A 24,144-nucleotide genomic window follows, 5' to 3' on the forward strand; every position below is an offset into this window, starting at 1 on the left:
TACTATTTCCCCCTATTTTTAGTTATTATCTAAGTTACAGACTATTCAATTATGAAAGCAATTAAAAGCCTACTAGTTATATTATTTGTTGTTAGTTTTTTCTCTTGTAAAGACAACACTAAATTAGAAGATACAAATATTACTAAAGAAGTATCTACCTACTATTTTATTAGACATGCAGAAAAAGACAGGAGCAACCCAGATAATGTAGATCCCGAACTTATTCAAAAAGGATTAGGAAGAGCAATGCATTGGGCAGAAATTTTTGACGATGTAGAACTAGATGCTATTTATTCTACAGATTTTTTAAGAAGCTCTATGACTGCTGCACCAACATCTGTTAAAAAAAATATAGATGTAAAATATTATAATTTTGAAGATATAAATGTAAATCAATTTAAAAAGGACCATGTAAATCAGAATATTTTAATTGTTGGTCATAGTGATACTACTCCAGAATTTGCTAATCAACTATTAGAAGAAGATAAATATAGTATCATGGAAGACTATGACAATGGCAGTCTTTTTATTGTTCAAATAACTAATGGGGTTGCAACTTCACAACGTTTACATATAAACTGTAATTGCCCAGATTAATTAGGAACTTTAATATCCTTTAACTCTATTTTAGATAAAAACTCTAATTCTTTTGTATTGTACAGCTTATCAATATCTTGAATAGGATACTTATTATCTATGGTTTTATAATTTTTATAATCAACAAATCGTATTCCGTTTACATACCTTTCATTATAAGCTATTCTAAAACGATTACCGCCTCCGTTTACTGTAAAGGAATAAGCCAAAAAATCTGGTAAATAGGTTTGGACGTTAAACCAGTAGATATAAACGTCATCAAAATCATCGCCACCACCTTCTTTGCTAAAGGTTATTTGTATCTTATAATATTCTTCATTATTAAAAAAAACTATTCCTAACATTTTCTTTTGAACGGCAGAATCGTTTAAACCATAAGGTAACCTAGAAAAATAGTGAACAGAGTTTATAGAATTAGCGTGTAAAGATATTAATGAATCTGAAAGCTTCACTAAAACATTATTCTCAAAATGGCTTAAAGTATTCTTATGCTTTATCTCTTTTATCTCCACGGAGTCTTTTATAAATTTTCTTTGTAATTTAAAACCTTGCTCCATTGGTATAGAAGTATACTCCTTATCTCTAAAAGTAAAAGAAACTTCTTGGTTTGTAAAAAAATTTGTACCGCTAACTTCAATACTTTTATCAATTACAGCTTGTGCTGTAGGCATTTTTCTTTTTCATTACAAGAAAACAAAAGCATAACACTTAAAAAAACAAGCACTTTTCTCATAAACAATTTTAAAATTTGTTCGAAAATAATACTCTTAATTACATTAATACTAATATTTTTAATCTATATAAAAAGACTTATAATAATATTGTGCTTACTTTTGTTTTATTATGCAAACTAACATCAATATTAAAAACAAAAAAGCTCGTTTTGAGTACGAGTTATTAGATAAATACACTGCCGGTATTGTTTTATCTGGTACAGAAATTAAATCTATTAGATACGGAAGAGCATCTATTACAGAAAGTTTTTGTGAGTTTAATGACAAAGGAGAGCTCTTTGTTATTAACATGCAAGTTGATGAATACTCTCATGGATCTCATTATAATCACCTACCAAAGGCTGCTCGCAAATTATTATTAAACAAGAGAGAGTTAAAAAAATTAGACCGAGAAGTAAAAACTTCAGGACTAACCATAGTGCCTCTTAACCTTTTTATAAATGACAAAGGTTTTGCTAAAATGAATATTGCTTTAGCTAAAGGTAAAAAGCTTTACGACAAAAGAGAAACCATAAAAGATCGTGATAACAAAAGAGATTTAGCAAGAGTTAAAAAAAGCTTCAACTCTTAATTTTTATTTTCTAATAGAGGCACAAAACGAAAAGAACCATACTCGGTTTTTTGAAACTCTTTCTCAGATTTTCTAACAAATAATGTCATTATTTGATCATTAACACCAACAGGAATAACTAACCTACCTCCTATTTTTAATTGTGCCAGTAAGGGTTTTGGCACTTCTGGAGCACCAGCAGTAACAATAATACCATCAAAAGGGGCTTCTTCTGGCATACCTTTATAACCATCGCCAAAAATCATTTTTTTTGGTCTATATCCCATTTTCTTAAAAAAGATAGATGTTTTTTTAAAAAGCTCTAATTGCCTTTCTATAGAATAAACTTTAGTATGTAAAGCCAATAAAACTGCCGTTTGGTATCCACTACCCGTTCCAATTTCTAATATTTTTTTATTTGCAGATACTTGTAATAGCTCAGTCTGAAAAGCCACAGTATACGGTTGTGAAATAGTTTGATTTGCTGCAATTGGAAAAGCCTTGTCCTGGTACGCATGCCCTTCAAAGCTACTATCCATAAACAAATGCCTTGGAATTTTCCTAATAGCATTTAAAACATTCTTATCCTCTATACCTTTTTCAATTAGCACTTCTGCTAATTTGTTACGCATTCCGCTATGTTTTAATGTATCTTTCAATCGGGGTTGGTTTTGGTTCTCAAAGTTAGGAAAGTTAATTAGAAGATTAAAAACGAAATGCTATTTCTTGGTATATTTTTAATATCTAACATTTGTATTATTATAACCATAAAGTTTTAAAATATCAAGACAATAAACTTCTAAAGTATCCGTATTTTTGAAAAAACGAAACTTATGCTTAAAGTTGGTGTTCTTGGCGCTGGTCACTTAGGAAAAATTCATCTTCGATTATTAAACGAATCTAATAAATATACCTTAATTGGTTTTTATGACCCTGATGCAATAAATGGCAAAAAAGTAGCCGATCAATTTGGGTACACATATTTTGATAATATAAACGCACTTATAGATGTTGTAGATGTTGTAGATATAGTAACTCCTACTCTTTCTCATTATGACTGTGCTAAAAAAGCAATAGAAAAAGGCAAACACATATTTATAGAAAAACCAATAACAAATACTTTAGAAGAAGCCGAAGAACTTATTTCTTTGGCCACTAAAAATAATGTAAAAGGACAAGTTGGCCATGTAGAAAGGTTTAACCCAGCTTTCTCTGCTGTTAAAAATAGCATAGACTCTCCTATGTTTATTGAAACGCACCGTTTGGCAGAATTTAATCCAAGAGGAACAGATGTACCTGTGGTTTTAGATTTAATGATTCATGATATAGACGCTATTCTAAGCGTTGTAAAATCTAAAGTAAAAAAAATAAATGCTAGTGGCGTTTCGGTTATCAGTAAATCTCCAGACATTGCAAATGCACGTTTAGAATTTGAAAATGGTTGTGTTGCTAATTTAACAGCTAGTAGAATCTCTTTAAAAAACATGCGTAAGTCTAGATTTTTTCAAAAAGATGCTTATATCTCTGTAGATTTTTTAGAGAAAAAAGTAGAAGTTGTAAAAATGAAAGATGCCCCCGAAAAAGCTGGCGATTTTGATATGATTTTACAAAATGCAGAAGGAGAAAAAAAACAAATTTATTTTGAAAATCCTGAAATAGAAACAAACAACGCAATTTTAGACGAATTAGAAACCTTTGCAGATGCAATAAACTCTAACTCCACCCCTATTGTAACCCTACAAGACGGTACTGCAGCTTTAAAAGTTGCATTAGAAATTATAGAATCTTTTAATCACATTTAGTATGAAAAATATTGCTGTTATTGGAGCAGGAACAATGGGTAATGGTATTGCTCATGTATTTGCTCAAAATAATTTTAAGGTTAATCTTATAGATATATCTGAGGCATCTTTAGAAAAAGGTATTGCTACAATTACTAAAAATTTAGACCGTCTTATTTCTAAAGAAAAAATAACGGAAGATGTTAAAACAAACACATTAGAAAATATTACAACATACACTTCTATTCCTAATGGTGTTAAAAACACAGATTTAGTAGTAGAGGTAGCTACAGAAAGAACCGATTTAAAACTAAAAATATTTAAAGAATTGGATGAAGTTTGCCAAGAAAATACTATTCTAGCAACAAACACTTCCTCTATTTCTATTACCAAAATTGCAGCAGTTACGAATAGACCTGATAAGGTTATAGGAATGCATTTTATGAATCCTGTTCCTATCATGAAATTAGTAGAAATTATTAGAGGATACAACACATCAGACGATACTACAAAAACCATAATGGACGTTTCACTACAATTAGGAAAAACTCCAACCGAAGTTAATGACTATCCTGGTTTTGTTGCCAATCGTATTTTAATGCCTATGCTAAATGAAGCAATAGAAACATTATATAACAGAGTTGCAGGAGTATCCGAAATTGATACCGTTATGAAATTAGGTATGGCGCACCCAATGGGGCCTTTACAATTAGCAGATTTTATAGGCTTAGATGTATGTTTATCTATTCTTAATGTACTTTATGATGGTTTTAAAAACCCAAAATATGCTCCGTGTCCACTTTTGGTAAATATGGTCATGGCAGGCAAACTCGGTGTAAAATCAGGAGAAGGTTTTTATGATTATTCCGAATCTAAAAAAGCAGAAAAAATAGCAAAGCAATTTGCTTAAAATAGCATTTTACCTCTATGTCTATAAAGCAAAATTTACAAAACATAAAAGACACAATACCTAATGAAGTTACATTAGTTGCTGTTTCTAAAACAAAGCCTATTCCAGATTTACAAGAAGCTTACAACGCTGGTCAACGCATTTTTGGCGAAAATAAGATTCAGGAAATGGTGCAAAAATGGGAAACACTTCCTAAAGACATAGAATGGCACATGATTGGGCATGTACAACGCAATAAAGTTAAGTACATGGCCAAATTTGTTTCTTTAATTCATGGGGTAGATAGTTTAAAGCTACTTACCGAAATTAATAAACAAGCAGCAAAACACAACAGAATAATTCCTTGCCTTTTACAAGTTCATATTGCAACCGAAGAAACCAAATTTGGGTTAAATGAAGAAGAACTTAATGAACTTTTAAATTCAGAAGATTTTAAAAAATTAAAGAATATTCAAATAAAAGGACTTATGGGAATGGCTACTTTTACAAGTGACAAGAGTCAAATAAAAAAAGAATTCAATTCTTTAAAATCCATTTACAACAATACAAAAAATAGTATTCCTACCATTACAATCTTATCTATGGGTATGAGTGGAGATTACCAAATAGCTATAAAAGAAGGAAGCACCATGGTAAGAATAGGCAGTAGTATTTTTGGAGTTAGAAATTATAAGTAACACCAAACACGCTTAAAAAAGTAACTTAATGTACGTAATACTAGATATAGAAACCACAGGCGGAAAATACAATGAAGAAGGTATTACAGAAATTGCTATTCATAAATTTGATGGACACAAAGTAATAGATACGTTCATTAGTTTAGTTAATCCTGAAAAAGAAATACAACCCTTTGTAGTTAAGCTTACAGGAATAAACAACAAAATGCTACGTACAGCACCTAAATTTTATGAGGTTGCCAAACGTATCATAGAAATTACCGAAGGTGCGGTAATAGTTGCACATAATGCGCAGTTTGATTATAGAATATTAAGAACTGAATTTAAAAGACTGGGATACAATTTTGAAAGAAAAACCTTGTGCACTGTAGAACTTTCAAAAAGGTTACTACCAGATGCTGAATCGTATAGTTTAGGAAAATTAGTAAGATCATTAGGTATACCTGTTAGTGATAGACACAGAGCTAATGGAGATGCCTTAGCTACAGTAAAATTATTTAAATTACTACTTGCTAAAGATACCGATAAAGAAATCCTTAAAACTGTAATAAGAAAAGAAACCCATGGAGAACTTTCAGAAAAGCAACTTCATATTATAGAAGACCTACCTTCTGATGTTGGCGTTTATTACATGCATAATAAAGACGGAGAAATTCTCTTTTTAGGACACAGTAAAAACATTAAAAAAAGAGTTAATGTTCATTTTACAAAAAGAGGAGATAGAGCTCGTAAACTTCAAAAAGAAACAAAGAAAGTTACTTACGAGAAAACAGGAAATGAACTAATAGCTCTATTAAAAGAGCTAGAAGAGCAAAACAAAACAAAACCTAGATACAACAATAAGAATAAACCAAAAATATACTCACACGCGGTATATCAAGGAGAAACAAAAGAAGGCTACATTAGTTTTAATGCAAGTCATATTTCTGGCAATAGACCCAATCTTACAACCTTTAACAGTATTCATGGCGCTAAAAATTTTATCTATAAAATAAATGAAGAATTTAATTTATGTGATAAAATAAATGGAGTATCAGAAGCTAAAAAAAACTGTTCTAAATACGATGAAAATAAATGTAATGGAGCTTGTATAGAAAAGGAACTTGTTACAGAGTATAACCAGAGAGCACTAATGGTAATTAATAAATATAGTCTTGATAATAAAAGCATAATTATTGTTGACAAAGGAAGAGAAATTGGAGAATATAGCGCTATTTTAATAAAAGATGGTATTTTTATAGGGTTAGGATTTTATGATTTAAATTTTCAAATAAATAATTTAAACATATTAGAATCTATCATAACACCTATGAATGGTGGCAAAAATGCCATACATTTAATTGAAACTTATCTTAGAAAAAAGAGAGTTGTAAAGATTATAGAATTGAACCCCTAAATTTTGAACACAAAAAAAACTAACACTACTTGGAAGAATAAAATTCATGAGATTATTTATGAAGCAGATACTCCTATGGGTAAATGGTTTGATATTGTTCTTTTTATTCTGATTATAATAAGTGTAATATTAGTAATGTTAGAAAGCGTAAAAGAGATTGATGCTAAGTATCATGATGCCCTATATGCTTTTGAATGGGTAGTTACTATTTTTTTTAGTATAGAATATATTCTAAGAATAATAAGTATAAAAAAACCTTTAAAATATGTTTTTAGTTTTTATGGTATTATAGATTTTATATCTACAATCCCTTTATACATTTCTTACTTTTTTGCAGGCTCCCAAATATTTTTAGCCGTTAGAGCTTTACGGTTATTACGTGTTTTTAGAATATTAAAACTCGTGAAATTTATTGGAGAAGCATCCGAATTAACTAGGGCATTAAAAGCCAGTAGAGCAAAGATTGCTGTTTTTATATATGTAGTAATCATTCTATCCATAATAATGGGTACTCTAATGTATTATATAGAAAGTGATGATACAGGGTTTACGAGCATACCTAGGAGTATTTATTGGACAATAGTTACCTTAACCACCGTTGGGTACGGAGATATTGCACCGCAAACACATTGGGGTCAGTTTATTGCAACATTAATTATGATTTTAGGTTATGGCATTATTGCGGTTCCTACTGGAATTGTAACTACTGAGTTTGCTAAAAACAACAAACAAAAAGGTAATGCCGTTGATAATGGAAGTAACTTTGTACATACAAACACACAAAGTTGTCCAAATTGCTCTGCGGAAGGCCATAGAGACAATGCCAAACATTGTTACAATTGCGGAGGAATCATATAATGAAAAACACCATTATTTCTGTTGTAGGACCTACAGCTATAGGAAAAACAAAACTAGCAATTAAAATAGCGCAGCATTTTAATACTGAAATTGTTTCTGCAGATTCTAGACAATTTTTTAAAGAAATGTGTATTGGAACGGCTGTTCCTACAAAAGAGGAATTACAAGCAGTTAAGCACCATTTTATACAAAATAAAAGTATTGCAGACCCCTATTCCGTTGGAGATTTTGAAAAAGAAGGACTTTCTTGTATTGCAGAAATTCACAAAAAGCATTCTATTGTTGTACTAGTTGGTGGTAGCGGATTGTATGTAGATGCTATAACTAAAGGCTTTGATAAATTTCCAAAAGTAGCACCTAAAATAAGAGAAGAACTAAATAATATTTTAGTAAATGATGGCATTAGTACTCTCCAAGAGCAATTAAAACTATTAGACCCTAAATACTATGCTACGGTAGACAAAGAAAACCCACATAGAGTAATTAGGGCTTTAGAGATTTGTATTGGCTCAAATAAACCTTATTCTTCTTTCATTACGGATAAAAAAGAAAACAGGCCTTTTAATGTAATTACAGTAGGACTTACTGCAGATAGAGAAATAATTTACGACCGTATAAACCAAAGAGTAGATATTATGCTACAAGAAGGACTTTTAGAAGAAGTTAAATCTTTGGAAAGTAAAAAACACTTAAATGCTTTAAATACTGTTGGCTACAAAGAGTTATTTAATTATTTAAATGGAGAGTGGACTTTAGAGTTTGCTATTTCTGAAATTAAAAAAAATACCCGCCGATTTGCCAAAAGACAACAAACTTGGTTTAAAAAAAATGAAGACACCCTTTGGGTTGATTTTAATTATGATTGGAACACATTTTTAAGTACATTAGAAAAACACGTAAAAGAAAAAAGCATCTAAAAATATTTAGATGCTTTTTTATCTTTTTAAAATACAGAGATTATTCTTCTGTTTTTACTACTAATCTAAACCCTTCTCCGTGGATGTTTAGAATCTCTACAGAATCGTCCTTTTTTAAATATTTTCTAAGTTTTGCTATATAAACATCCATACTTCTAGAGGTAAAGTAATTATCGTCTCTCCATATTTTTGTTAGCGCTAATTCTCTAGGCATTAAATCATTTTCGTGTAAGGCCAATAAACGCAACAACTCATTTTCTTTAGGAGAAAGTTTTACTGCCTCTTCTTCCCCAAATTTTAAAAATCTTAGTTTAGAGTTTAAATGAAATCCACCAATTACAAATTCAAATTTTCTACTATCTGCCAATGTATTAGATGTCTTTCTTTGAAGTATTGCTTTAAGTTTCATTAAAAGCACTTCAGAGTCAAAAGGCTTGTTTAAATAATCATCCGCACCAGCTTTGTATCCTTTTAAAACATCTTCCTTCATTGTTTTAGCAGTTAAGAAAACAATAGGAACATTCTCGTTCTTTTCTCTAATCTCTTTTGCTAAAGTATACCCATCTTTATAAGGCATCATTACGTCTAAAATACAAACGTCATAATTATCCTTTTTAAACTTCTCAAAACCTTCCATACCGTTTTTAGCAAGCGTAACATCAAAGTTATTCATTGCCAAGTAATCTTTTAAAACAATACCAAAATTTGGATCATCTTCTACTAATAATATTTTTTTCTCTACTGTCTCCATATTATTTTAAATTAACGGTAACTTTATATAGAAAGTACTTCCTTTTCCCTTTTCACTTTCTGCATAAACCTCACCTTGGTGATCATCTATTATTTTTTTAACATAAGAAAGCCCTAAGCCGTGCCCTTTTACATTATGAATATCTCCTGTGTGTTCTCTATAAAATTTTTCGAACACTTTCTTTAAAACCGCTTTACTCATTCCTGAGCCTTGGTCTTTTATTTTTATTATTATATTACTCTTCGCAATTTCTGTATACACATCAATCCTTGGTGCTTCTACTGAGTATTTAATTGCATTATCTAAAACATTTACAACTACATTTGTAAAATGCATTTCATTAGCCAAAACATCTGTTCTTTGTGCTTCTAAATGTGTATTTATATAACCTCCTCTATCTTCAACAATTAATTCTACATGCGCTATTGCATCGTCTATTATCTCGTGTACATCTACCCTATCCTTACTAATATCTAACTGGTTTTTTTCTAATTTAGATATTCGTAATACATTTTCTACTTGCGCATGCATACGCTTATTTTCATCCCGTATCATTTGCAAATACCGCATTACTTTTTCTTTATCTTCTATTATTTTAGGATTCTTAATAGCTTCTACTGCCAAATTAATAGTTGCAATGGGGGTTTTAAACTCATGCGTCATATTATTTATAAAATCTGTCTTAATCTCAGATATTTGTTTTTGCTGTATTAACTGGTATATAGCTCCTGCATATGCTAGAACAATAATTAAGGTAAATAACAAGGATAAACCTGCCATACCTAAAATAGATTGTATTAAAAATCTTTTTTTCTTCGGAAAATTAATAAGCAAAGAAAAATTAGAATTCCCTTCTAAATCTTTAAAAATAGGCGATTGGTAAATATTAGTTTTGGTATACTTAAATTTTTTAGATTTTACTTTTGTTGGCAAACCTTTACTATAAACTCCGTATTCAAAATCTACATTTAATCCTCTATTTTTTAATTCACGGTCTAACAACAACTCTATTTCCTGCGTAGAAACTCTTCTATGAATAGGTACTTTTTTAGCATATTCGCTAAAAACATCCTCCATTTGCGCCCTTTCTATTTCAGATAAGCCCCCAATTTTTTCAAATTTCTGAACTGCATTTAATTCATACTGCTTCCCATCTAGACCTATATTTTCTTTATAAATTGCAGTGGTACGCTTACTTGTATAGTTTTTAATTGTTGTTACGGTATCTATACTTCCATTGTCAAAGAACGTAGATGCTATATTATAATCTTCTTCTAAGATACCATGTGAATACATCCGTATCTCATTAGAATTTATATCTCTATCTATAAAAAAGAAATTCCTTAAGTGAGAACTCTTAGGCTTTCCTATACTATCTCTAAGATTAAAATACCTATCAAAATAGTTTCTTGTTTCTCTACTAGCTATTTTATTTGTAACATTATTAAGAGCTTCTGACACTGTATTGGAAAATTGTTCTTCCTTATCTTCTACAGATTGTTTGATCCAAAAGATTTGAACAAAAATAATTCCAACAAGTGAGAGGCTCATTAAGACAACTAAAATAACAAACAACCTCTTATTCATTCTTTGTAAAATTAAGATTTAACCTATAGAAAATTGCACCTTTAACCTAACCTTAACAAAAATGTTAAAATCTCTCTATGCTAGCTATATACAAGCAGAGACTTATGCAATGCTTCTACTTTTTGTTCTGTTTCTTTAATATCAATATTCTCTAGGATAAAATTTGCCTTTGCTATTTTCTCTTTATCACTTAATTGATTATTAATACGAGCTAAAACAGCTTCCTTACTTGTAGCGTCTCTATGTAAAACTCGCTCTACTCTAAGTTCTTCCGGAGCTGTAACTAAAATTACAGCATCATATAATGAGGCTGCATTGTTTTCATACAAAAGTGCTGTTTCCTGAATTACGTATGAAGTATTTTGTTCACTTACCCACTGCAAAAAATTTTCTCGTACAGCTGGGTGCACTATAGCATTAAGTTTTTGTAATAATTTTTTGTCCTTAAAAACTTTCCCAGCAATATAGCGTCTATTTAATTCCGATTCCTTATACGCCTCTTCTCCTAGTAATTCCTTAATTTCTTTAATCAAAACTTTAGAGGTATTCATTAAAATTTTAGCCTCCTTATCTGAATCATAAACAGGAACACCCAATGCTACAAATAATTTTGCCACAGTAGTTTTTCCGCTACCAATACCTCCTGTTAAACCAATTATTTTCATTGTTTACTAATAATGTAGGTTGCTTTGTTTTCTATAAGAGTTGCACTATAAACTTCATTTGGCGCACTAATAATTTTCAGTGCTACTTTTTCTTTGCCTTGTAGCATGTTATTGTAATTTGCTGTGACAACAAAATCTTTTTCCGATATTTTTTTTAATACTTCTAATTTTGCTTTACATAGAATTTTAACTCTGTCTGGGAAAATCTTTACTATAGTATCTTTAGGCAAGTTAACAACCTTAATAGGAATATTATTAATTATTTTTTCTGAAAAACGAGAAACATCGCCTTTTACAATAATATTCTCTGTACTATAAGTTGTATTTTTTAATACTTTAGGAGTTATTATTTTAGTTCTTTTAGAAAAGTCTTCCCCAATATTGGATAACTCTATTAAAGCTGTTTTTAAATTCCGTAAGGTATCTATTTCATTTTCTGATCCCGTAACTTCAATACTATTAGGTTCTAAAACAATAGCACCATCTAACATACAATTTTTTTGAAGTGTAAGTTTTATATTGGCATTTACTGGAATAGATTTCGTTATTATTTTAACCAACTCAAAATCTATATTCTCCTTATCCAAATCCTTTAAAACCATAGAATTTGGCAAAGCTTTTTCCACTTGTTTTTGTATTTGCTTTACAGATAAACTAAACTTAGAGTTCTTTACTTCTTCTTCCGATAAATCTATAGCTATTTCTTTAGCACTTAACCCAAAACTTAAAAACTGAAAGCCTATAGCCTGCAACTTTACATCTAAATTTTCTTTTGTAACAGACTTTAAAAGATACCCTTCAGGGACATTATAATATTTTAATTTAAACGTTGTGTTACTTGTATAAGATTCTGATAGTTTATTTATAAACCAAGCTAAACTAGAAACTAGTAAAAAAATAGAAAATATTTTTACTTTTCTCTTCTTTAAATGTTTGCCTATTTTTTTTATCAAAGTATACTGTTAGTTTTAAAAAACAAATTTGGAAATATTTCTCTTGGTTTCTTTTTACTAAAGTTAATCCAAAAAGTAGATTTTAAAAAACCGTATCCATAACCTACAAACTGAATAACCACAGCAACCAAAGAGAGCGCTGCAACACTAAAATTCTTATTCTGTACTAAAGAATTAAAAAACAATACTACAAAGTAGATTTTATAAAATGCTAAAGGAATCCAAATACCAAATAACAGTAATAAAATAGAAACTATAAAACCAATACAAAATAGCGTAGGAAACCAATATGTTATTTTTTGTGTTTCTGGATGCCATTTATTTAAAATTGGCCTAACCATCCCAAACTTATTTACTTGTATATAAAATTTATTCCAATCTATTCTTCTTTTATGATACACATATGCTTCTGGTATTAGTTTTGTATCATAACCTTTATTCCAAATACGTATGGTTAAGTCTGGATCCTCTCCTGGGTGAATATTACCGTAACCGCCTACATTCTCAAATGCTTCTTTAGAGATCCCCATATTAAAACTACGAGGCTGAAACTTGTCTACTGCCTTTTTTCCACCTCTTATTCCTCCTGTAGTAAAAAAAGAGGTCATTGCATAATTAATTGCTTTTTGCACTGTAGAGAAAGATTCATGTGCCGCATCTGGACCTCCATAACAGTGTACAAAATTTTCTTGCAAAGATTTTTCTGCTACTTCTAAATATTGAGGCGGAATTATACAATCGGAATCTAGCACTATAAAATAATTTCCTTTTGCTCTTCGCATTCCATAATTTCTAGAATCTCCTGGGCCAGAATTAAATTTCTTATAGTAAGATATATTTAATTTTGATGCAAAACTTTGTACCACATTTTCTGAAGAAACTGTAGAACCGTCCTCTATAAGTACTATCTCAAAAGGTTTTACATACGTTTGCTTAGAAAGACTTTCTAAGAGCTCCAAAACCTCATTAGGCCTATTATAAACAGGAACAATAAAAGAAAAAGACAAATCCATAGAAACCTAATTTGTGAGTAAATTTACGTAAAAAAACAAATTGACTTCCAGGAATAGTATTCCCAAAAGTCAACCTTAAAAATTATTTATATAAAATAACTTTATTCAAACTTATCCATTACTTCTCTACTAACTCCTGTATTAGAAAAACCACCATCATGAAATAAATTCTGCATAGTAACTTTACGGGTAAGATCCGAGAATAATGTTATGGTATAATCTGCACAATCCTGCGCTGTTGCGTTACCTAATGGTGCCATTTGGTCTGCAAAATTAATAAAGCCATTAAACCCTTTAATTCCCTGACCAGCAGTTGTTGCAGTAGGAGATTGTGAAATAGTATTAACTCTTACTTTTTTATCTTTCCCAAAGAAATAACCAAAACTACGTGCTACAGATTCTAAATATGCCTTATTATCTGCCATATCATTATAATCAGGAAAACTTCTTTGCGCTGCCATATACGTTAAGGCAACAATACTTCCCCACTCGCTCATAGCGTCATTCTTATATAATGTTTGCATTACCTTATGAAAAGACAACGCAGATATATCCCAACCTTTAGCAGTAAAGTCATAGTTCTCATCCATATAAGATCTTCCTTTACGAACATTTACAGACATTCCTATAGAATGTAAAACAAAATCTATTTTACCTCCCAAAATCTCCATAGATTTTGTTACAAGGTTTTTTAAATCTTCCTCACTAGTTGCATCTGCAGGTATAATTTCCGAACCTGTTTGCTCTCCAAGTTCTTTTAATTGACCCATACGTAAAGCAATTGGCGCATTGGTCAAAACAAAAGTACCTCCTTCTGCATGTACACTTAATGCTGTTTTCCATGCAATAGAATTTTCATCTAATGCTCCAAAAATAATTCCTCTTTTGCCTTTTAATAAATTATATGCCATTTTCCTGTTCTTAGGTTTTTTATAAAAATCAAAGATATTTAAAATATGTTAAAAAAATAGTAGTTAAGCACCTATAAATATCTATGCTCCACTTAATAATTCCTTTGCATGTGCAATTGCAGAATCCGAATGTTCTTTTCCTCCTAACATTTCTGCTAACTCCACTACTCTTTCTTCTTCAGATAGCACATATAAATTAGTTGTAGTTCCTTGTTTATCTTCTGTTTTACGTACTTTATAATGTTGGTTTCCTTTAGATGCAACTTGCGGTAAATGCGTTATAGAAAAAACTTGCATATCTGCACTCATATTCTTCATAATAACTCCCATTTGTCCAGATATTTCACCTGAAACCCCTGTATCAATTTCATCAAACATTATCGTTGGTAAGTCTTCATATTTAGCTAATATTGCTTTTATTACCAACATAATTCTAGAAAGTTCACCACCTGAAGCTACTTTTTTTAGTTCTCCATAATTACCTCCTTTATTGGCAGAAAACAAAAACACTAAATCATCTTTACCTAATGCTTTATAGGCCTCTGCTTTATTAACTTCTATAGTAAAGGAAGCACTTGGCATTCCTAAAGTACTTAATGAATTTTCTAATTGTTTTTTTAAACTAGGTAATACTTTTTGTCTTCTTTTTCGTAAGCTTATAGCAATGTCTTCTAAAACATTTTTTTGCTTAGAAAGCGCTTCTTCTTTTTCTTTAATTGTAGATTCTATATTCTCTGTAGTAGAAACTTTTTCACTTAAATCTTCCCTTACAGCAACTAATTCTTCTATAGTTAAAACACTATGCTTTTTTTGAAGATCATACAACAACTGAAGTTTTGCGTTAACCTCTTCTAAAACTTTAGGATTTGCTTCGGTATTCTCTATATAATCTTGTAATTCTGTAGCAACATCATCTATCTCTATAAAAACAGATTGTACTCTTTCATTTAAAGAATTGTATTTAGTACTAAAATTAGACAACTTAGTAGTTACTTGTTTTAATTGAGAAAGCGCTCCTATTACCCCTATTTGTTCCTCATTAAGTAATTGATTACCAGCAGCCAACTGCTCCATGATAAGCTCTACATTATTAAGCTGCTCATATTCTTGCTCTAATTCTTCTAAAATTCCTTCTTTTAATGGTGCAGCCTCTAATTCTTTTAATAAAAAGCTATTATAATCCTGCTCTTTAGAAGCGTTATCACGAAATACAATAAGTTCTTCTAATTCTTTAACTAAAGATTGATATAATTTTAGGGCAGCAGCATATTTCTCCAAAATTTTAGAGTTATCTGCTAAAGCATCTATTACTTTTAACTGAAAATTATTATCTCCTAATTGTAGAGTTTGATGTTGGGAATGCACATCGATTAGTTTTTCTCCTAATCTTGATAGTACATCTAGGGTTACCGGTGTATCATTTACAAATGCTCTAGATTTTCCGCTTGGTTGTATTTCTCTACGTATAATTGTGGTACTCTCATAATCTAAATCTTGTTTCGTAAAGAAAGATTTTAAATTATACTTTTCTATATTAAATTCTGCCTCTATAACACATTTAACTGCTTTATCTCTTAAAGAAGATAAATCTGCTCGTTTCCCTAAAACTAAAGACAAGCCTCCAAGAAGTATAGATTTACCAGCTCCTGTTTCTCCCGTAATTACCGTAAATCCTTTGGTAAAGGAAACATTTAACTGATCTATTAGGGCGTAATTTTTTATGGATAAATTTGTAAGCAATGTAGATAATTTTATTGCTACAAATGTAATCTATATTCTATCGTAAAAAAATAGAGTTAATATTTAATATCATTCCAGGTGCTAGAATATAATGGTGCAATCCTATTTAAGGTTTCTTTTAGCTTCACTACATCCACTTTTGGTCCTCCAGAAAAGATATTTTGAATTTCTTCAGACTTTGCATCAAAAAAAGTTTGCATTAAAAAAGCATTAGGCCTTCTTTTTATCATAGTATCAAACAAGTTCATGGTACCCGCAATAATTTGCTTACCTGTACTATTGTTATCCCCAAGAATATCTAATCCCTTTCTATGGTAATTGTACATTGCAACTCTGTACTCTTTATAGGTATTAGAAAGTAAATTATCTACAAGTTCAAAACGACTTCGGTCTGATGATTGGCTCCACCCAGCAGAATTACCTCCTTGTGCTTGCGTAACTATACTTTGCGCTTTTCTAAAAAACTCACTACCGCCTTCTAACGCAAATGTATCTGCATCTAACCCTATCATTATATACACATAATAAGCTACAACACTTACTAAGTTAGATTCATATACGTTTTCATTAAACACCAATGGCTGAAATTCTATGTATTCAAAGTTTAACTGATTGTCTTTATAATTAAAGACAGGAGTTTCATAAGATGTATTAAAAACCGGCCTAGAAGATTGTATTTGTATATTACCCTTAAACCTGTTAGACTCATACTCTGTGATAGTAATAAACAACTGAGAATTAATACGTTCATTCTCCTTATACACCTTATTTGTCCACTTTGTTTTATTTACAAAATCGTTTAAAGAACGTTCTAAAGTTTTAAAAATTTGCTGATTGGTTTGTGAAACCTGATCAGAGTTTACAGTAATTTTACAGTTTAATTCTTGTGCTTTTACAAACAAAGAAAAACCTAAAAAAAATATAGCGATAATTAGATTACGCATCTAGTCTTTGAATTATTTCGTTTAATACATCTAGAGCAACAGCTGCCTTAGTTTTTAATTCAAACGTTTTTATCTGTAAATTGGTATCTATGAAGGTGATTTTATTAGTTGCTTTTCCAAAACCAGCACCACTATCGTTTAAAGAATTAAGAACAATAGCATCTAAATTTTTTCTTTTTAACTTTCCAGTTGCATTTTCTACTTCATTTTCTGTTTCTAAAGCAAAACCAACCAAGAACTGATTTGTTTTTTGCTCTCCTAAAGAGAATAAAATGTCTTTATTTTTAACAAGCTCAATAGAAAACTCCTCTTGTTTCTTTTTTATTTTTTGAGTCGCTTTTATTTTAGGTTTATAATCTGCTACTGCTGCCGCACAAATTGCAATATCTATTTCTTTATAATATTTATGCACTTCGTCATACATTTCATCTGCAGAAACTACTTTTACCAAATGAATAAAATTGTGATCCACAGTGTATTTAGATGGCCCTGAAACTAATATTACTTCTGCTCCTAAATTTGCAGCACTTTTTGCAAGTTCATACCCCATTAAACCAGAGGAATGATTGCCTATAAAACGAACAGGATCTATTGCCTCATACGTTGGCCCAGCAGTAATTAGAAGTTTTTTTCCTCGCAAAGAAAGGTTCTTTACTATTTCATTTTCTACAAACGAAACAATATCTTCTGGCTCTGCCATTCTTCCTTCACCAACTAAACCACTTGCTAATTCACCAGAAGTAGCAGGTATAATTATATTACCGTAAGACTCTAAAGTAGTTAAAGATGCTTTTGTAGAACCATGTTTATACATATCCAAATCCATTGCTGGAGCAATAAAAACAGGGCATTTAGCAGATAAATATACAGCTAGCAATAAATTATCGCAAGTACCATTAGCCATTTTAGACATAGTATTTGCAGTTGCAGGAGCAATAATCATATAATCTGCCCAAAGACCTAATTCCACATGATTATTCCAATCTACTTGGTTTTCCTCTTTAGAAACAAAAGAGGTTACCACAGGATTTTTAGATAACGTGGCTAAGGTAAGTGGAGAAACAAAAGAGCTGGCGCTCTCTGTTAAAACAACTTTAACATAGGCGCCAGCTTTAATAAGTTTACGAACAAGAAATGTAGTCTTATAAGCTGCAATCCCTCCAGTGATTCCTAAAAGGATGTTCTTATTAGCTAACATAAATTATGCGTCTTTCTCTGTATTTCTATAGTATATTTTATCATTTAACCACTCTTCTACTGCTAATGCATGTGGCTTTGGTAGTTTTTCGTAAAATTTAGAAACTTCTATTTGTTCTTTATTTTCAAAAACTTCTTCTAAACTATCGCTATATGTAGCAAACTCTTCTAATTTTTCTAAAAGTTCTTTTTTAATATCAGAGTTTATTTGAATAGCTCTTTTAGATGCTATAGAAATAGCCTCGTAAATATTTTCTGTTTCTTTATCAAACTCATTTTTATTAATGGTTTTTGTAGAAACAGAAGCTTTTGAATTTTTTAAATCGTTCATGTTCATAATACTAGGTATTTATTTTGCTTCCGTAGGAAAACTTTTTAATTCTTTTTCAATTTTTTTAAGAAGGTCATCCGCCTCTTTTCCAAATTTAGTTTCAGGATATTTTTTCTTTAAAACGCTATAAGCATCTCTTGCATTGTTTAAACGGTCCTTTTTTAACACTTCATAACTATTCATTGCCATGTGTGTTGTAGCCTGTAACTTTATATATAAAATATCTTCTTTAAAAATAGATCCAGGATAATCTGAAACAAAATTATCACAAGCTGCTACTGCAGATTTTAAAAGTTCATAATTAAACTCTCCTAACTTATTATACTGCTTTGCTATTTCAAAAGACTTTCTTTCTTTTTTAGTTGTAAGTTCTTTTGCAATTTTATTTGCTTCTTTAAAATACTCAGAATCTGGATAGGTATTAATAAAATTCTGTAATTTCAATAATGCTTTATCCGTATCCGTTTGATCTAAAGAATAATTAGGAGAAAGCATATAATAACTTTTTGCTCCTAAAAATGCTGCTTCTTGTAACTTGTCACTTTTGGGGTAAGATTTAATAAAGCGTTCAAATTGATAGCCTGCCATATTATAATCTTTTCTTTGAAAATAAGTATTTGAAAAGAAAAACATTACCCTTTCTCCTTGCGGCTTACCAATATACTTTGGAGCTATTTGCTCAAATAAACGATTAGAACGTTTAAAATCTTCTTCTTTATAAAACTTTTCAGCCATGTCATACTTAGCCTTCACATCATCATTCTTAAGTACTTTTTGGTACTCACTACATGATTGAAATGCTAATGCAACAATAACAATGGAAAAAAAGCTACTCTTCTTTAAAAACATTCTGCAAAATTAGGAATTATCAATGGATATAAAAAACATTTTTACAACGCTAAAATAAAAGCATTCATGGGATACCACAATGCTTTTATGTTAGTTTTAACTTTCTTGCAAAAATACTTATGCAGTTACCTCAATAAACGGCTTTACAAATGTTTCAATTTTTTGCTTTAATTCTAATGTTGCTTCTACTAAAGGTAAGCGTACATTGGCTTTACACAAGCCTGCCAATTCTAAAATTGTTTTAATCCCAGCGGGATTGCCTTCTTCAAAAATTAATTGCATCCCTTCTTGCATATTGTAATGCAATGCGTAAGCTTCTTCTACTTTCTTCTCTAATCCTAATCGTATCATGGAAGAAAACTCATTAGGTAAGCCTTGCCCTATTACAGAAATTACACCTGAACCGCCAGCCAAAACACTAGGCAATGCCGTAATGTCGTCTCCAGAAATTACATGAAAATCATCTGGGGTATTTTTAATTAATTCCATTACTTGTACTATATCACCACAAGCTTCTTTTACCGCCACAATATTATCAAAATCTTGCGCTAAACGAACTACAGTTTCTGGCAAAACATTACTTCCCGTTCTACCTGGCACATTATATAAGATAACTGGAATTGGAGACGCTAAAGATATAGCCTTAAAGTGTTGATATATTCCTTCTTGTGTAGGCTTATTGTAATAAGGAGAAACAGAAAGAATAGCAACAAAATCTTTTAAGTCTGCGGTAGATAATTCTTCTACTATTAAAGCTGTATTGTTACCTCCTACCCCTAAAACCATTGGCAAACGCCCTGCATTTGCAGTAGTAATTGTATTTATAACTAATTGCTTTTCTGCTTTAGATAGTGTTACAGATTCCCCTGTAGTACCTAGCACCACTAAATAATCTACCCCATTGCTAATATTATACTCTACTATTGTAGTTAGAGCAATAACATCTACATTCCCATCTTCATTAAAAGGAGTTACCAAAGCAACACCTGTACCCAACAATTCTTTCATTATTCTATTTCGTTTAATACTCTTAAATATTTTTTAAGTTCTGTTTTAAAAACTTTAAAATTATTCATTGGAGTATCTAATATTAAATCATTATAAACCTTATCTACCTCAACAAAACCAACATTTACTCTTGCTCTTGTCTTTACTGTCATTAACTCTAATAATAAGTTTTCCTCATTATAATAGTTTACTAACATATCATAGTCCCGACTAAGAAATTCTAAAGCGTAACTATTCTCTATATTTCCATTCCAACCTAAATCTTTTCCAGAGAAAACAGGAATAGAATATGGCGAGTTTTTATCATAAAAACTCTTATATCCTATTATTTTAACAGCATTTGGTCGTAATGAAAATTCTTCTATAAATTCATAAAACAAATTTGAGTTTTCAAACTTATCTAAATCTACAATACAGCCAATAGATGTAATCCCTTTTTTACGCTTAATTTCTGCTTTTGGCTTACTTAATTCTGCCTTTAAAAATTTAGCTCCAGATTTACGTTTTAATTTATCTTTTATTCCGTTAAACATGTATTTTTACATTTATACAAATGTAAAGAATCTTCATTTGTTTAGACAGGTCAAAAATAAAAACAATCATGAATTTAAAAATAACACATTTTGTTATATTTACAACATTTGGTTTTGTAGTAGCTTGCTCTAACCCTCCTAAAAAATTATCAAAAATAGAAGCTAAACAAATTTCCATTTCTAATGATTTAAAAAACAATGATGCTCTAGAATCTTATATTATTCCATATAGACAGCACATTAACCAAATAATGGACAGTACTCTTGCCTATACTCCAAAGAAAATAACTGCAGATGACGGAGAATACAACACTTCTGAAGGAAATTTATTAGCAGACCTTTTGTATACCCAAGCTAATCCCCTATTTAAGTCTATCTCTAAAAAAGAAATAGATTTTGTTCTAATAAATCATGGCGGTATACGCTCTATACTATCTAAAGGAAATGTAACCACAAGAAATGCATATCAAATTATGCCTTTTGAAAATACTATTGTTGTTGCAGAACTTTCTGGTAAATCTATTCAAGAACTAGTACATTTTATAATAAATTCTAACACCGCCCATCCTATCTCTGGTGCACAAATTATACTAAACAAAGACAGTAGTTTAGCTTCTTTTAAAATTCAAAATAAAATTTTTGACCCTAATAAGACGTATTATGTAGCAACACATAATTATTTAGCAAATGGAGGCGACAATATGGTGTTTTTTAAAGATGCTATTACTATTACACCTCTAGATTATAAATTTAGAAATGCTATCATAGATTACTTTAAAAAAGTAGACACTCTTCAGGCTACAGTAGATAATAGATTTTATAAAAAAACATAATTATGAACAGAAGAAAATTTATTACAAATACTAGCGCTTCTTCTGCTTTTATTGGCTTAGGAGGCTTAACATTAGATTCTTGCATTAAGGAAGAGGTTATTAAAATTACTATTTTACACACAAACGATGTACACAGCCACATAGACCCTTTTCCAAAAAGTCATTCAGAGTTTGCTAATCTTGGTGGCTTAGCCAGAAGAGCTACTCTAGTAAATTCTATTAGAAATGAAAATCCAAATACTCTTTTATTTGATGCTGGAGATATTTTTCAAGGCACACCTTATTTTAATTTTTATGGTGGAGAATTAGAGTTTAAACTTATGAGTATGCTTAAGTATGATGCTGCCACGATAGGGAATCATGATTTTGACAATGGAATTAATGGTTTACTTTCTAAATTACCACATGCCAAATTTGATTTAATTACAGCTAACTACGATTTTACAAATACTGTTCTAGATGGTTTTACAAAACCCTATAAAACCTACGTAATAAACAATCTTAAAATTGGCGTTTACGGTCTAGGCATTAAACTAAAAGGCCTTGTATCTAAAAGTTTATATAAAGAAACGGTTTACCATAACCCTTTTGAAATTGCTGCAGATATAGAAACCAAGCTAAAAGAAGAAGAAAAATGTGATTTAATAATTTGTCTTTCTCACTTAGGATACGAGTACACTACAGAACAAAATCCTGACGACCTTACCCTGGCATCAAAAACCAAACATACCGATTTAATTATTGGCGGACACACCCATACTTTTCTTGAAAAACCAACTATAGTTAAAAACGCCGAAAACAGAGAAGTTTTAGTAAACCAAGTTGGTTGTTTTGGTATAAATTTAGGGCGAGTAGATTTTTACTTTAGAGGTACTACAAATACAGAATATAATGGCGTTTCTATAAAGGTTTAAATATGAAATTAGTAAGAACAACATCCAAAAACAAAGATTTTATTGTTTTAGTAAAAGAACTAGACGCTTATTTAGCTATTACAGATGGCGATGAACATGCTTTCTATAATCAATTTAACTCTATACAAAGCTTAAAATATGTTCTAGTTGTTTATGTAAATGATATCCCTGTAGGGTGCGGCGCTATAAAACTATTAAATACCTCTTCTATGGAAATAAAAAGAATGTATGTTTCCCCTAAAACAAGAGGAAAAGGTATAGCTACTAGAATTCTTAAAGAACTAGAGTCTTGGACAAAAGAACTAAATTACACTTCTTGTATTTTAGAAACAGGCATAAGACAAACCGAAGCGGTTGCTTTATATAAAAAATGTAATTACAACATTATTCCTAACTACGGACAGTATATAGGCGTTAAGAACAGTTTGTGTTTTAAAAAAGAAGTCTAGGTTACCTTTTTAACCTACCTGTTGTATTTCCTTCCAAAATTGCTTCCACTTCTTTAACAGTAGCAAAATTTACATCTCCTTCATAAGTATGTTTTAAAGCACAAGCTGCACTACCAAATTCCATAGCTTTATAGTCATCATAATGTTGTAACCCAAAAATTAAACCTGCAGCAAACGCATCACCAGTTCCTATCCTATCTACAACATGGGTAATATCTAAATCTTCCGATTCTCTAAACTCTTTTCCATTCCACATTCTAGCCCTAATTTTATGCCAAGAAGAATTTAGTGAGGTTCTAATTTTATCAAACACTTTCTCTATAGATGGATATTTTTCTATTAACAATTTACTTGCCTCAATAAAATCCTCATTAGAATACCCGTATTCTGTACCAAGAACTTCATTAATTTCATTGACACCTCCTATAAAAATGGTTGAATATTCTAATAATTCTGATAAGGTAGATTTTGCATCTTTACCATATTTCCATAAACCACTTCTATAGGTGGGGTCTGCAGTTACTGTTATACCTTTTTTACGAGCTAAGATTAAACCTTCTTTAAGTGTTTCACAAGCTCCTTCACACAAGGCTGGTGTAATACCTGTCCAGTGAAACCAGGTAGCATCTTTTAATGAGGAGTTCCAATCTACCATAGAAGCTTCAATTTCCGAAAAAGAAGAATGTGACCTATTGTATGAAATAGCACTTGGGCGCATTACCGCTCCCACCTCTAAAAAGTAAACTCCCAAAGGCCTACTTGACCTAACAATAGAAGAGGTATCTACATCAAATTTATTTAAATAAGAAATAGCCGTGTTGCCAATAAAATCATCCGAAATACAACTTATATGTTTTACTCTGCCTCCAAAATTAGCAATAGAAATCCCCACATTTAATTCTGTCCCTCCAAAATAAAATTCTAATCTGTTAGATTGAATAAATTTTCTATTTCCTGGAGGAGACAAACGCATTAAAACTTCTCCAAATGTTACTATTTGACTCATACCAATATGCTTTAATTCGTTACAAAATTAAACTAGAAAC

27 protein-coding genes are annotated in these 24,144 nt (G+C 30.6%); 11 read left to right on the plus strand and 16 right to left on the minus strand.

Annotated elements, in window-relative coordinates; all coding sequences use genetic code 11:
- The first annotated feature begins 51 nt into the window (after positions 1–51).
- A complete protein-coding gene (locus Q0820_RS07085; RefSeq protein ID WP_298486426.1) occupies positions 52–597 on the plus strand; it encodes a phosphoglycerate mutase family protein in 546 nt (181 codons plus the stop codon).
- Here the strand turns inward: Q0820_RS07085 and Q0820_RS07090 are convergent.
- Positions 594–1,268, minus strand: coding sequence for a DUF6503 family protein (locus Q0820_RS07090; protein ID WP_298486428.1), 675 nt, complete (start codon positions 1,266–1,268; stop codon positions 594–596). The genes Q0820_RS07085 and Q0820_RS07090 overlap by 4 nt on opposite strands.
- A 172-nt stretch (positions 1,269–1,440) precedes the next feature.
- Between Q0820_RS07090 and smpB the strand changes: the two genes are divergently transcribed.
- Positions 1,441–1,902 carry an SsrA-binding protein SmpB gene (gene smpB, locus Q0820_RS07095; protein WP_298486430.1) on the plus strand — a complete coding sequence of 154 codons (462 nt, stop codon included), beginning with the start codon at positions 1,441–1,443 and terminating at the stop codon, positions 1,900–1,902.
- Here the strand turns inward: smpB and Q0820_RS07100 are convergent.
- The gene (locus Q0820_RS07100; protein WP_298486432.1) at positions 1,899–2,540 is read right to left on the minus strand and encodes a protein-L-isoaspartate(D-aspartate) O-methyltransferase; all 642 of its coding nucleotides are present in this window, start codon (positions 2,538–2,540) and stop codon (positions 1,899–1,901) included. The genes smpB and Q0820_RS07100 overlap by 4 nt on opposite strands.
- Before the next feature lie 174 nt (positions 2,541–2,714).
- On the opposite strand from Q0820_RS07100, the gene Q0820_RS07105 reads away from it, so the two are divergent.
- Genes Q0820_RS07105 through miaA form a run of 6 tightly spaced genes read left to right on the plus strand, consistent with a single transcriptional unit; the run spans position 2,715 to position 8,420 of the window.
- Entirely contained in the window at positions 2,715–3,683 is a 969-nt protein-coding gene (locus Q0820_RS07105) for a Gfo/Idh/MocA family oxidoreductase (protein ID WP_298486433.1), read from the plus strand.
- Position 3,684: 1 nt separating this feature from the next.
- Positions 3,685–4,572 (plus strand): 3-hydroxybutyryl-CoA dehydrogenase, encoded by an 888-nt coding sequence (locus Q0820_RS07110; RefSeq protein ID WP_298486435.1) that lies wholly within the window; start codon positions 3,685–3,687, stop codon positions 4,570–4,572.
- Positions 4,573–4,589: 17 nt separating this feature from the next.
- On the plus strand, positions 4,590–5,249 hold the full coding sequence (locus Q0820_RS07115) for a YggS family pyridoxal phosphate-dependent enzyme (protein ID WP_298486436.1): 660 nt from the start codon (positions 4,590–4,592) through the stop codon (positions 5,247–5,249).
- 28 nt (positions 5,250–5,277) lie between these two features.
- Positions 5,278–6,645 (plus strand): exonuclease domain-containing protein, encoded by a 1,368-nt coding sequence (locus Q0820_RS07120; protein ID WP_298486437.1) that lies wholly within the window; start codon positions 5,278–5,280, stop codon positions 6,643–6,645.
- 3 nt (positions 6,646–6,648) lie between these two features.
- Positions 6,649–7,503 carry an ion transporter gene (locus Q0820_RS07125; RefSeq protein WP_298486439.1) on the plus strand — a complete coding sequence of 285 codons (855 nt, stop codon included), beginning with the start codon at positions 6,649–6,651 and terminating at the stop codon, positions 7,501–7,503.
- On the plus strand, positions 7,503–8,420 hold the full coding sequence (gene miaA / locus Q0820_RS07130) for a tRNA (adenosine(37)-N6)-dimethylallyltransferase MiaA (protein WP_298486440.1): 918 nt from the start codon (positions 7,503–7,505) through the stop codon (positions 8,418–8,420). Before Q0820_RS07125 ends, miaA begins: the two co-directional genes overlap by 1 nt.
- 40 nt (positions 8,421–8,460) lie before the next feature.
- Here miaA and Q0820_RS07135 read toward each other — a convergent pair whose 3' ends face one another.
- The 13 genes from Q0820_RS07135 to Q0820_RS07195 form a co-directional block, all read right to left on the minus strand.
- On the minus strand, positions 8,461–9,171 hold the full coding sequence (locus tag Q0820_RS07135; protein WP_298486441.1) for a response regulator transcription factor: 711 nt from the start codon (positions 9,169–9,171) through the stop codon (positions 8,461–8,463).
- A gap of 6 nt (positions 9,172–9,177) precedes the next feature.
- Positions 9,178–10,722 (minus strand): HAMP domain-containing sensor histidine kinase, encoded by a 1,545-nt coding sequence (locus Q0820_RS07140; RefSeq protein ID WP_298486455.1) that lies wholly within the window; start codon positions 10,720–10,722, stop codon positions 9,178–9,180.
- A 116-nt stretch (positions 10,723–10,838) separates the two neighbouring features.
- Entirely contained in the window at positions 10,839–11,423 is a 585-nt protein-coding gene (gene coaE / locus Q0820_RS07145) for a dephospho-CoA kinase (protein WP_298486456.1), read from the minus strand.
- Positions 11,420–12,376, minus strand: coding sequence for a YbbR-like domain-containing protein (locus tag Q0820_RS07150; protein WP_298486458.1), 957 nt, complete (start codon positions 12,374–12,376; stop codon positions 11,420–11,422). The genes coaE and Q0820_RS07150 overlap by 4 nt, the downstream gene beginning before the upstream one ends.
- Complete coding sequence (locus Q0820_RS07155; RefSeq protein WP_298486460.1) at positions 12,373–13,389, minus strand: glycosyltransferase; 1,017 nt, start codon at positions 13,387–13,389, stop codon at positions 12,373–12,375. The genes Q0820_RS07150 and Q0820_RS07155 overlap by 4 nt, the downstream gene beginning before the upstream one ends.
- Before the next feature lie 101 nt (positions 13,390–13,490).
- Positions 13,491–14,300 (minus strand): SDR family oxidoreductase, encoded by an 810-nt coding sequence (locus Q0820_RS07160; protein WP_121067438.1) that lies wholly within the window; start codon positions 14,298–14,300, stop codon positions 13,491–13,493.
- An 81-nt stretch (positions 14,301–14,381) separates the two neighbouring features.
- Positions 14,382–16,040 carry a DNA repair protein RecN gene (gene recN / locus Q0820_RS07165; protein ID WP_298486463.1) on the minus strand — a complete coding sequence of 553 codons (1,659 nt, stop codon included), beginning with the start codon at positions 16,038–16,040 and terminating at the stop codon, positions 14,382–14,384.
- A gap of 56 nt (positions 16,041–16,096) precedes the next feature.
- A complete protein-coding gene (locus tag Q0820_RS07170) occupies positions 16,097–16,984 on the minus strand; it encodes a DUF4835 family protein (protein ID WP_298486465.1) in 888 nt (295 codons plus the stop codon).
- On the minus strand, positions 16,977–18,182 hold the full coding sequence (gene coaBC, locus Q0820_RS07175) for a bifunctional phosphopantothenoylcysteine decarboxylase/phosphopantothenate--cysteine ligase CoaBC (RefSeq protein ID WP_298486467.1): 1,206 nt from the start codon (positions 18,180–18,182) through the stop codon (positions 16,977–16,979). Before coaBC ends, Q0820_RS07170 begins: the two co-directional genes overlap by 8 nt.
- Before the next feature lie 3 nt (positions 18,183–18,185).
- Positions 18,186–18,518 carry a DNA-directed RNA polymerase subunit omega gene (locus Q0820_RS07180; protein ID WP_211333210.1) on the minus strand — a complete coding sequence of 111 codons (333 nt, stop codon included), beginning with the start codon at positions 18,516–18,518 and terminating at the stop codon, positions 18,186–18,188.
- 12 nt (positions 18,519–18,530) lie between these two features.
- Positions 18,531–19,361, minus strand: coding sequence for an outer membrane protein assembly factor BamD (bamD, locus tag Q0820_RS07185; RefSeq protein ID WP_298486471.1), 831 nt, complete (start codon positions 19,359–19,361; stop codon positions 18,531–18,533).
- Positions 19,362–19,478: 117 nt separating this feature from the next.
- Positions 19,479–20,369, minus strand: a complete 891-nt coding sequence (gene dapA, locus Q0820_RS07190; protein ID WP_298486473.1) for a 4-hydroxy-tetrahydrodipicolinate synthase — start codon at positions 20,367–20,369, stop codon at positions 19,479–19,481.
- On the minus strand, positions 20,369–20,902 hold the full coding sequence (locus Q0820_RS07195; RefSeq protein ID WP_298486475.1) for a hypothetical protein: 534 nt from the start codon (positions 20,900–20,902) through the stop codon (positions 20,369–20,371). The genes dapA and Q0820_RS07195 overlap by 1 nt, the downstream gene beginning before the upstream one ends.
- A gap of 68 nt (positions 20,903–20,970) precedes the next feature.
- Between Q0820_RS07195 and Q0820_RS07200 the strand changes: the two genes are divergently transcribed.
- Genes Q0820_RS07200 through Q0820_RS07210 form a run of 3 tightly spaced genes read left to right on the plus strand, consistent with a single transcriptional unit; the run spans position 20,971 to position 23,098 of the window.
- Entirely contained in the window at positions 20,971–21,735 is a 765-nt protein-coding gene (locus Q0820_RS07200; RefSeq protein WP_298486477.1) for a 5'-nucleotidase, read from the plus strand.
- 2 nt (positions 21,736–21,737) lie between these two features.
- Complete coding sequence (locus tag Q0820_RS07205) at positions 21,738–22,649, plus strand: bifunctional UDP-sugar hydrolase/5'-nucleotidase (protein WP_298486479.1); 912 nt, start codon at positions 21,738–21,740, stop codon at positions 22,647–22,649.
- 2 nt (positions 22,650–22,651) lie between these two features.
- On the plus strand, positions 22,652–23,098 hold the full coding sequence (locus Q0820_RS07210; protein ID WP_298486480.1) for a GNAT family N-acetyltransferase: 447 nt from the start codon (positions 22,652–22,654) through the stop codon (positions 23,096–23,098).
- A gap of 1 nt (position 23,099) precedes the next feature.
- On the opposite strand, the gene Q0820_RS07215 is transcribed toward Q0820_RS07210, so the two are convergent.
- The gene (locus tag Q0820_RS07215; protein WP_298486482.1) at positions 23,100–24,104 is read right to left on the minus strand and encodes a sugar kinase; all 1,005 of its coding nucleotides are present in this window, start codon (positions 24,102–24,104) and stop codon (positions 23,100–23,102) included.
- Positions 24,105–24,144 lie beyond the last annotated feature (40 nt).

This window comes from uncultured Maribacter sp., from assembly GCF_947495965.1.
Lineage (GTDB): Bacteria > Bacteroidota > Bacteroidia > Flavobacteriales > Flavobacteriaceae > Maribacter_B.

What these genes read in the sequence shown, in the direction of transcription:
- Q0820_RS07085 (WP_298486426.1), top strand. Translation starts at nt 52, where the DNA reads ATGAAAGCAATTAAAAGCCTACTAGTTATATTATTTGTTGTTAGTTTT.
- Q0820_RS07090 (WP_298486428.1), bottom strand. Translation starts at nt 1,268, where the DNA reads ATGCCTACAGCACAAGCTGTAATTGATAAAAGTATTGAAGTTAGCGGT.
- smpB (WP_298486430.1), top strand. Translation starts at nt 1,441, where the DNA reads ATGCAAACTAACATCAATATTAAAAACAAAAAAGCTCGTTTTGAGTAC.
- Q0820_RS07105 (WP_298486433.1), top strand. Translation starts at nt 2,715, where the DNA reads ATGCTTAAAGTTGGTGTTCTTGGCGCTGGTCACTTAGGAAAAATTCAT.
- Q0820_RS07110 (WP_298486435.1), top strand. Translation starts at nt 3,685, where the DNA reads ATGAAAAATATTGCTGTTATTGGAGCAGGAACAATGGGTAATGGTATT.
- Q0820_RS07115 (WP_298486436.1), top strand. Translation starts at nt 4,590, where the DNA reads ATGTCTATAAAGCAAAATTTACAAAACATAAAAGACACAATACCTAAT.
- Q0820_RS07120 (WP_298486437.1), top strand. Translation starts at nt 5,278, where the DNA reads ATGTACGTAATACTAGATATAGAAACCACAGGCGGAAAATACAATGAA.
- miaA (WP_298486440.1), top strand. Translation starts at nt 7,503, where the DNA reads ATGAAAAACACCATTATTTCTGTTGTAGGACCTACAGCTATAGGAAAA.
- Q0820_RS07135 (WP_298486441.1), bottom strand. Translation starts at nt 9,171, where the DNA reads ATGGAGACAGTAGAGAAAAAAATATTATTAGTAGAAGATGATCCAAAT.
- Q0820_RS07140 (WP_298486455.1), bottom strand. Translation starts at nt 10,722, where the DNA reads ATGAGCCTCTCACTTGTTGGAATTATTTTTGTTCAAATCTTTTGGATC.
- coaE (WP_298486456.1), bottom strand. Translation starts at nt 11,423, where the DNA reads ATGAAAATAATTGGTTTAACAGGAGGTATTGGTAGCGGAAAAACTACT.
- Q0820_RS07155 (WP_298486460.1), bottom strand. Translation starts at nt 13,389, where the DNA reads ATGGATTTGTCTTTTTCTTTTATTGTTCCTGTTTATAATAGGCCTAAT.
- Q0820_RS07160 (WP_121067438.1), bottom strand. Translation starts at nt 14,300, where the DNA reads ATGGCATATAATTTATTAAAAGGCAAAAGAGGAATTATTTTTGGAGCA.
- Q0820_RS07170 (WP_298486465.1), bottom strand. Translation starts at nt 16,984, where the DNA reads ATGCGTAATCTAATTATCGCTATATTTTTTTTAGGTTTTTCTTTGTTT.
- coaBC (WP_298486467.1), bottom strand. Translation starts at nt 18,182, where the DNA reads ATGTTAGCTAATAAGAACATCCTTTTAGGAATCACTGGAGGGATTGCA.
- Q0820_RS07180 (WP_211333210.1), bottom strand. Translation starts at nt 18,518, where the DNA reads ATGAACATGAACGATTTAAAAAATTCAAAAGCTTCTGTTTCTACAAAA.
- bamD (WP_298486471.1), bottom strand. Translation starts at nt 19,361, where the DNA reads ATGTTTTTAAAGAAGAGTAGCTTTTTTTCCATTGTTATTGTTGCATTA.
- dapA (WP_298486473.1), bottom strand. Translation starts at nt 20,369, where the DNA reads ATGAAAGAATTGTTGGGTACAGGTGTTGCTTTGGTAACTCCTTTTAAT.
- Q0820_RS07195 (WP_298486475.1), bottom strand. Translation starts at nt 20,902, where the DNA reads ATGTTTAACGGAATAAAAGATAAATTAAAACGTAAATCTGGAGCTAAA.
- Q0820_RS07200 (WP_298486477.1), top strand. Translation starts at nt 20,971, where the DNA reads ATGAATTTAAAAATAACACATTTTGTTATATTTACAACATTTGGTTTT.
- Q0820_RS07205 (WP_298486479.1), top strand. Translation starts at nt 21,738, where the DNA reads ATGAACAGAAGAAAATTTATTACAAATACTAGCGCTTCTTCTGCTTTT.
- Q0820_RS07210 (WP_298486480.1), top strand. Translation starts at nt 22,652, where the DNA reads ATGAAATTAGTAAGAACAACATCCAAAAACAAAGATTTTATTGTTTTA.
- Q0820_RS07215 (WP_298486482.1), bottom strand. Translation starts at nt 24,104, where the DNA reads ATGAGTCAAATAGTAACATTTGGAGAAGTTTTAATGCGTTTGTCTCCT.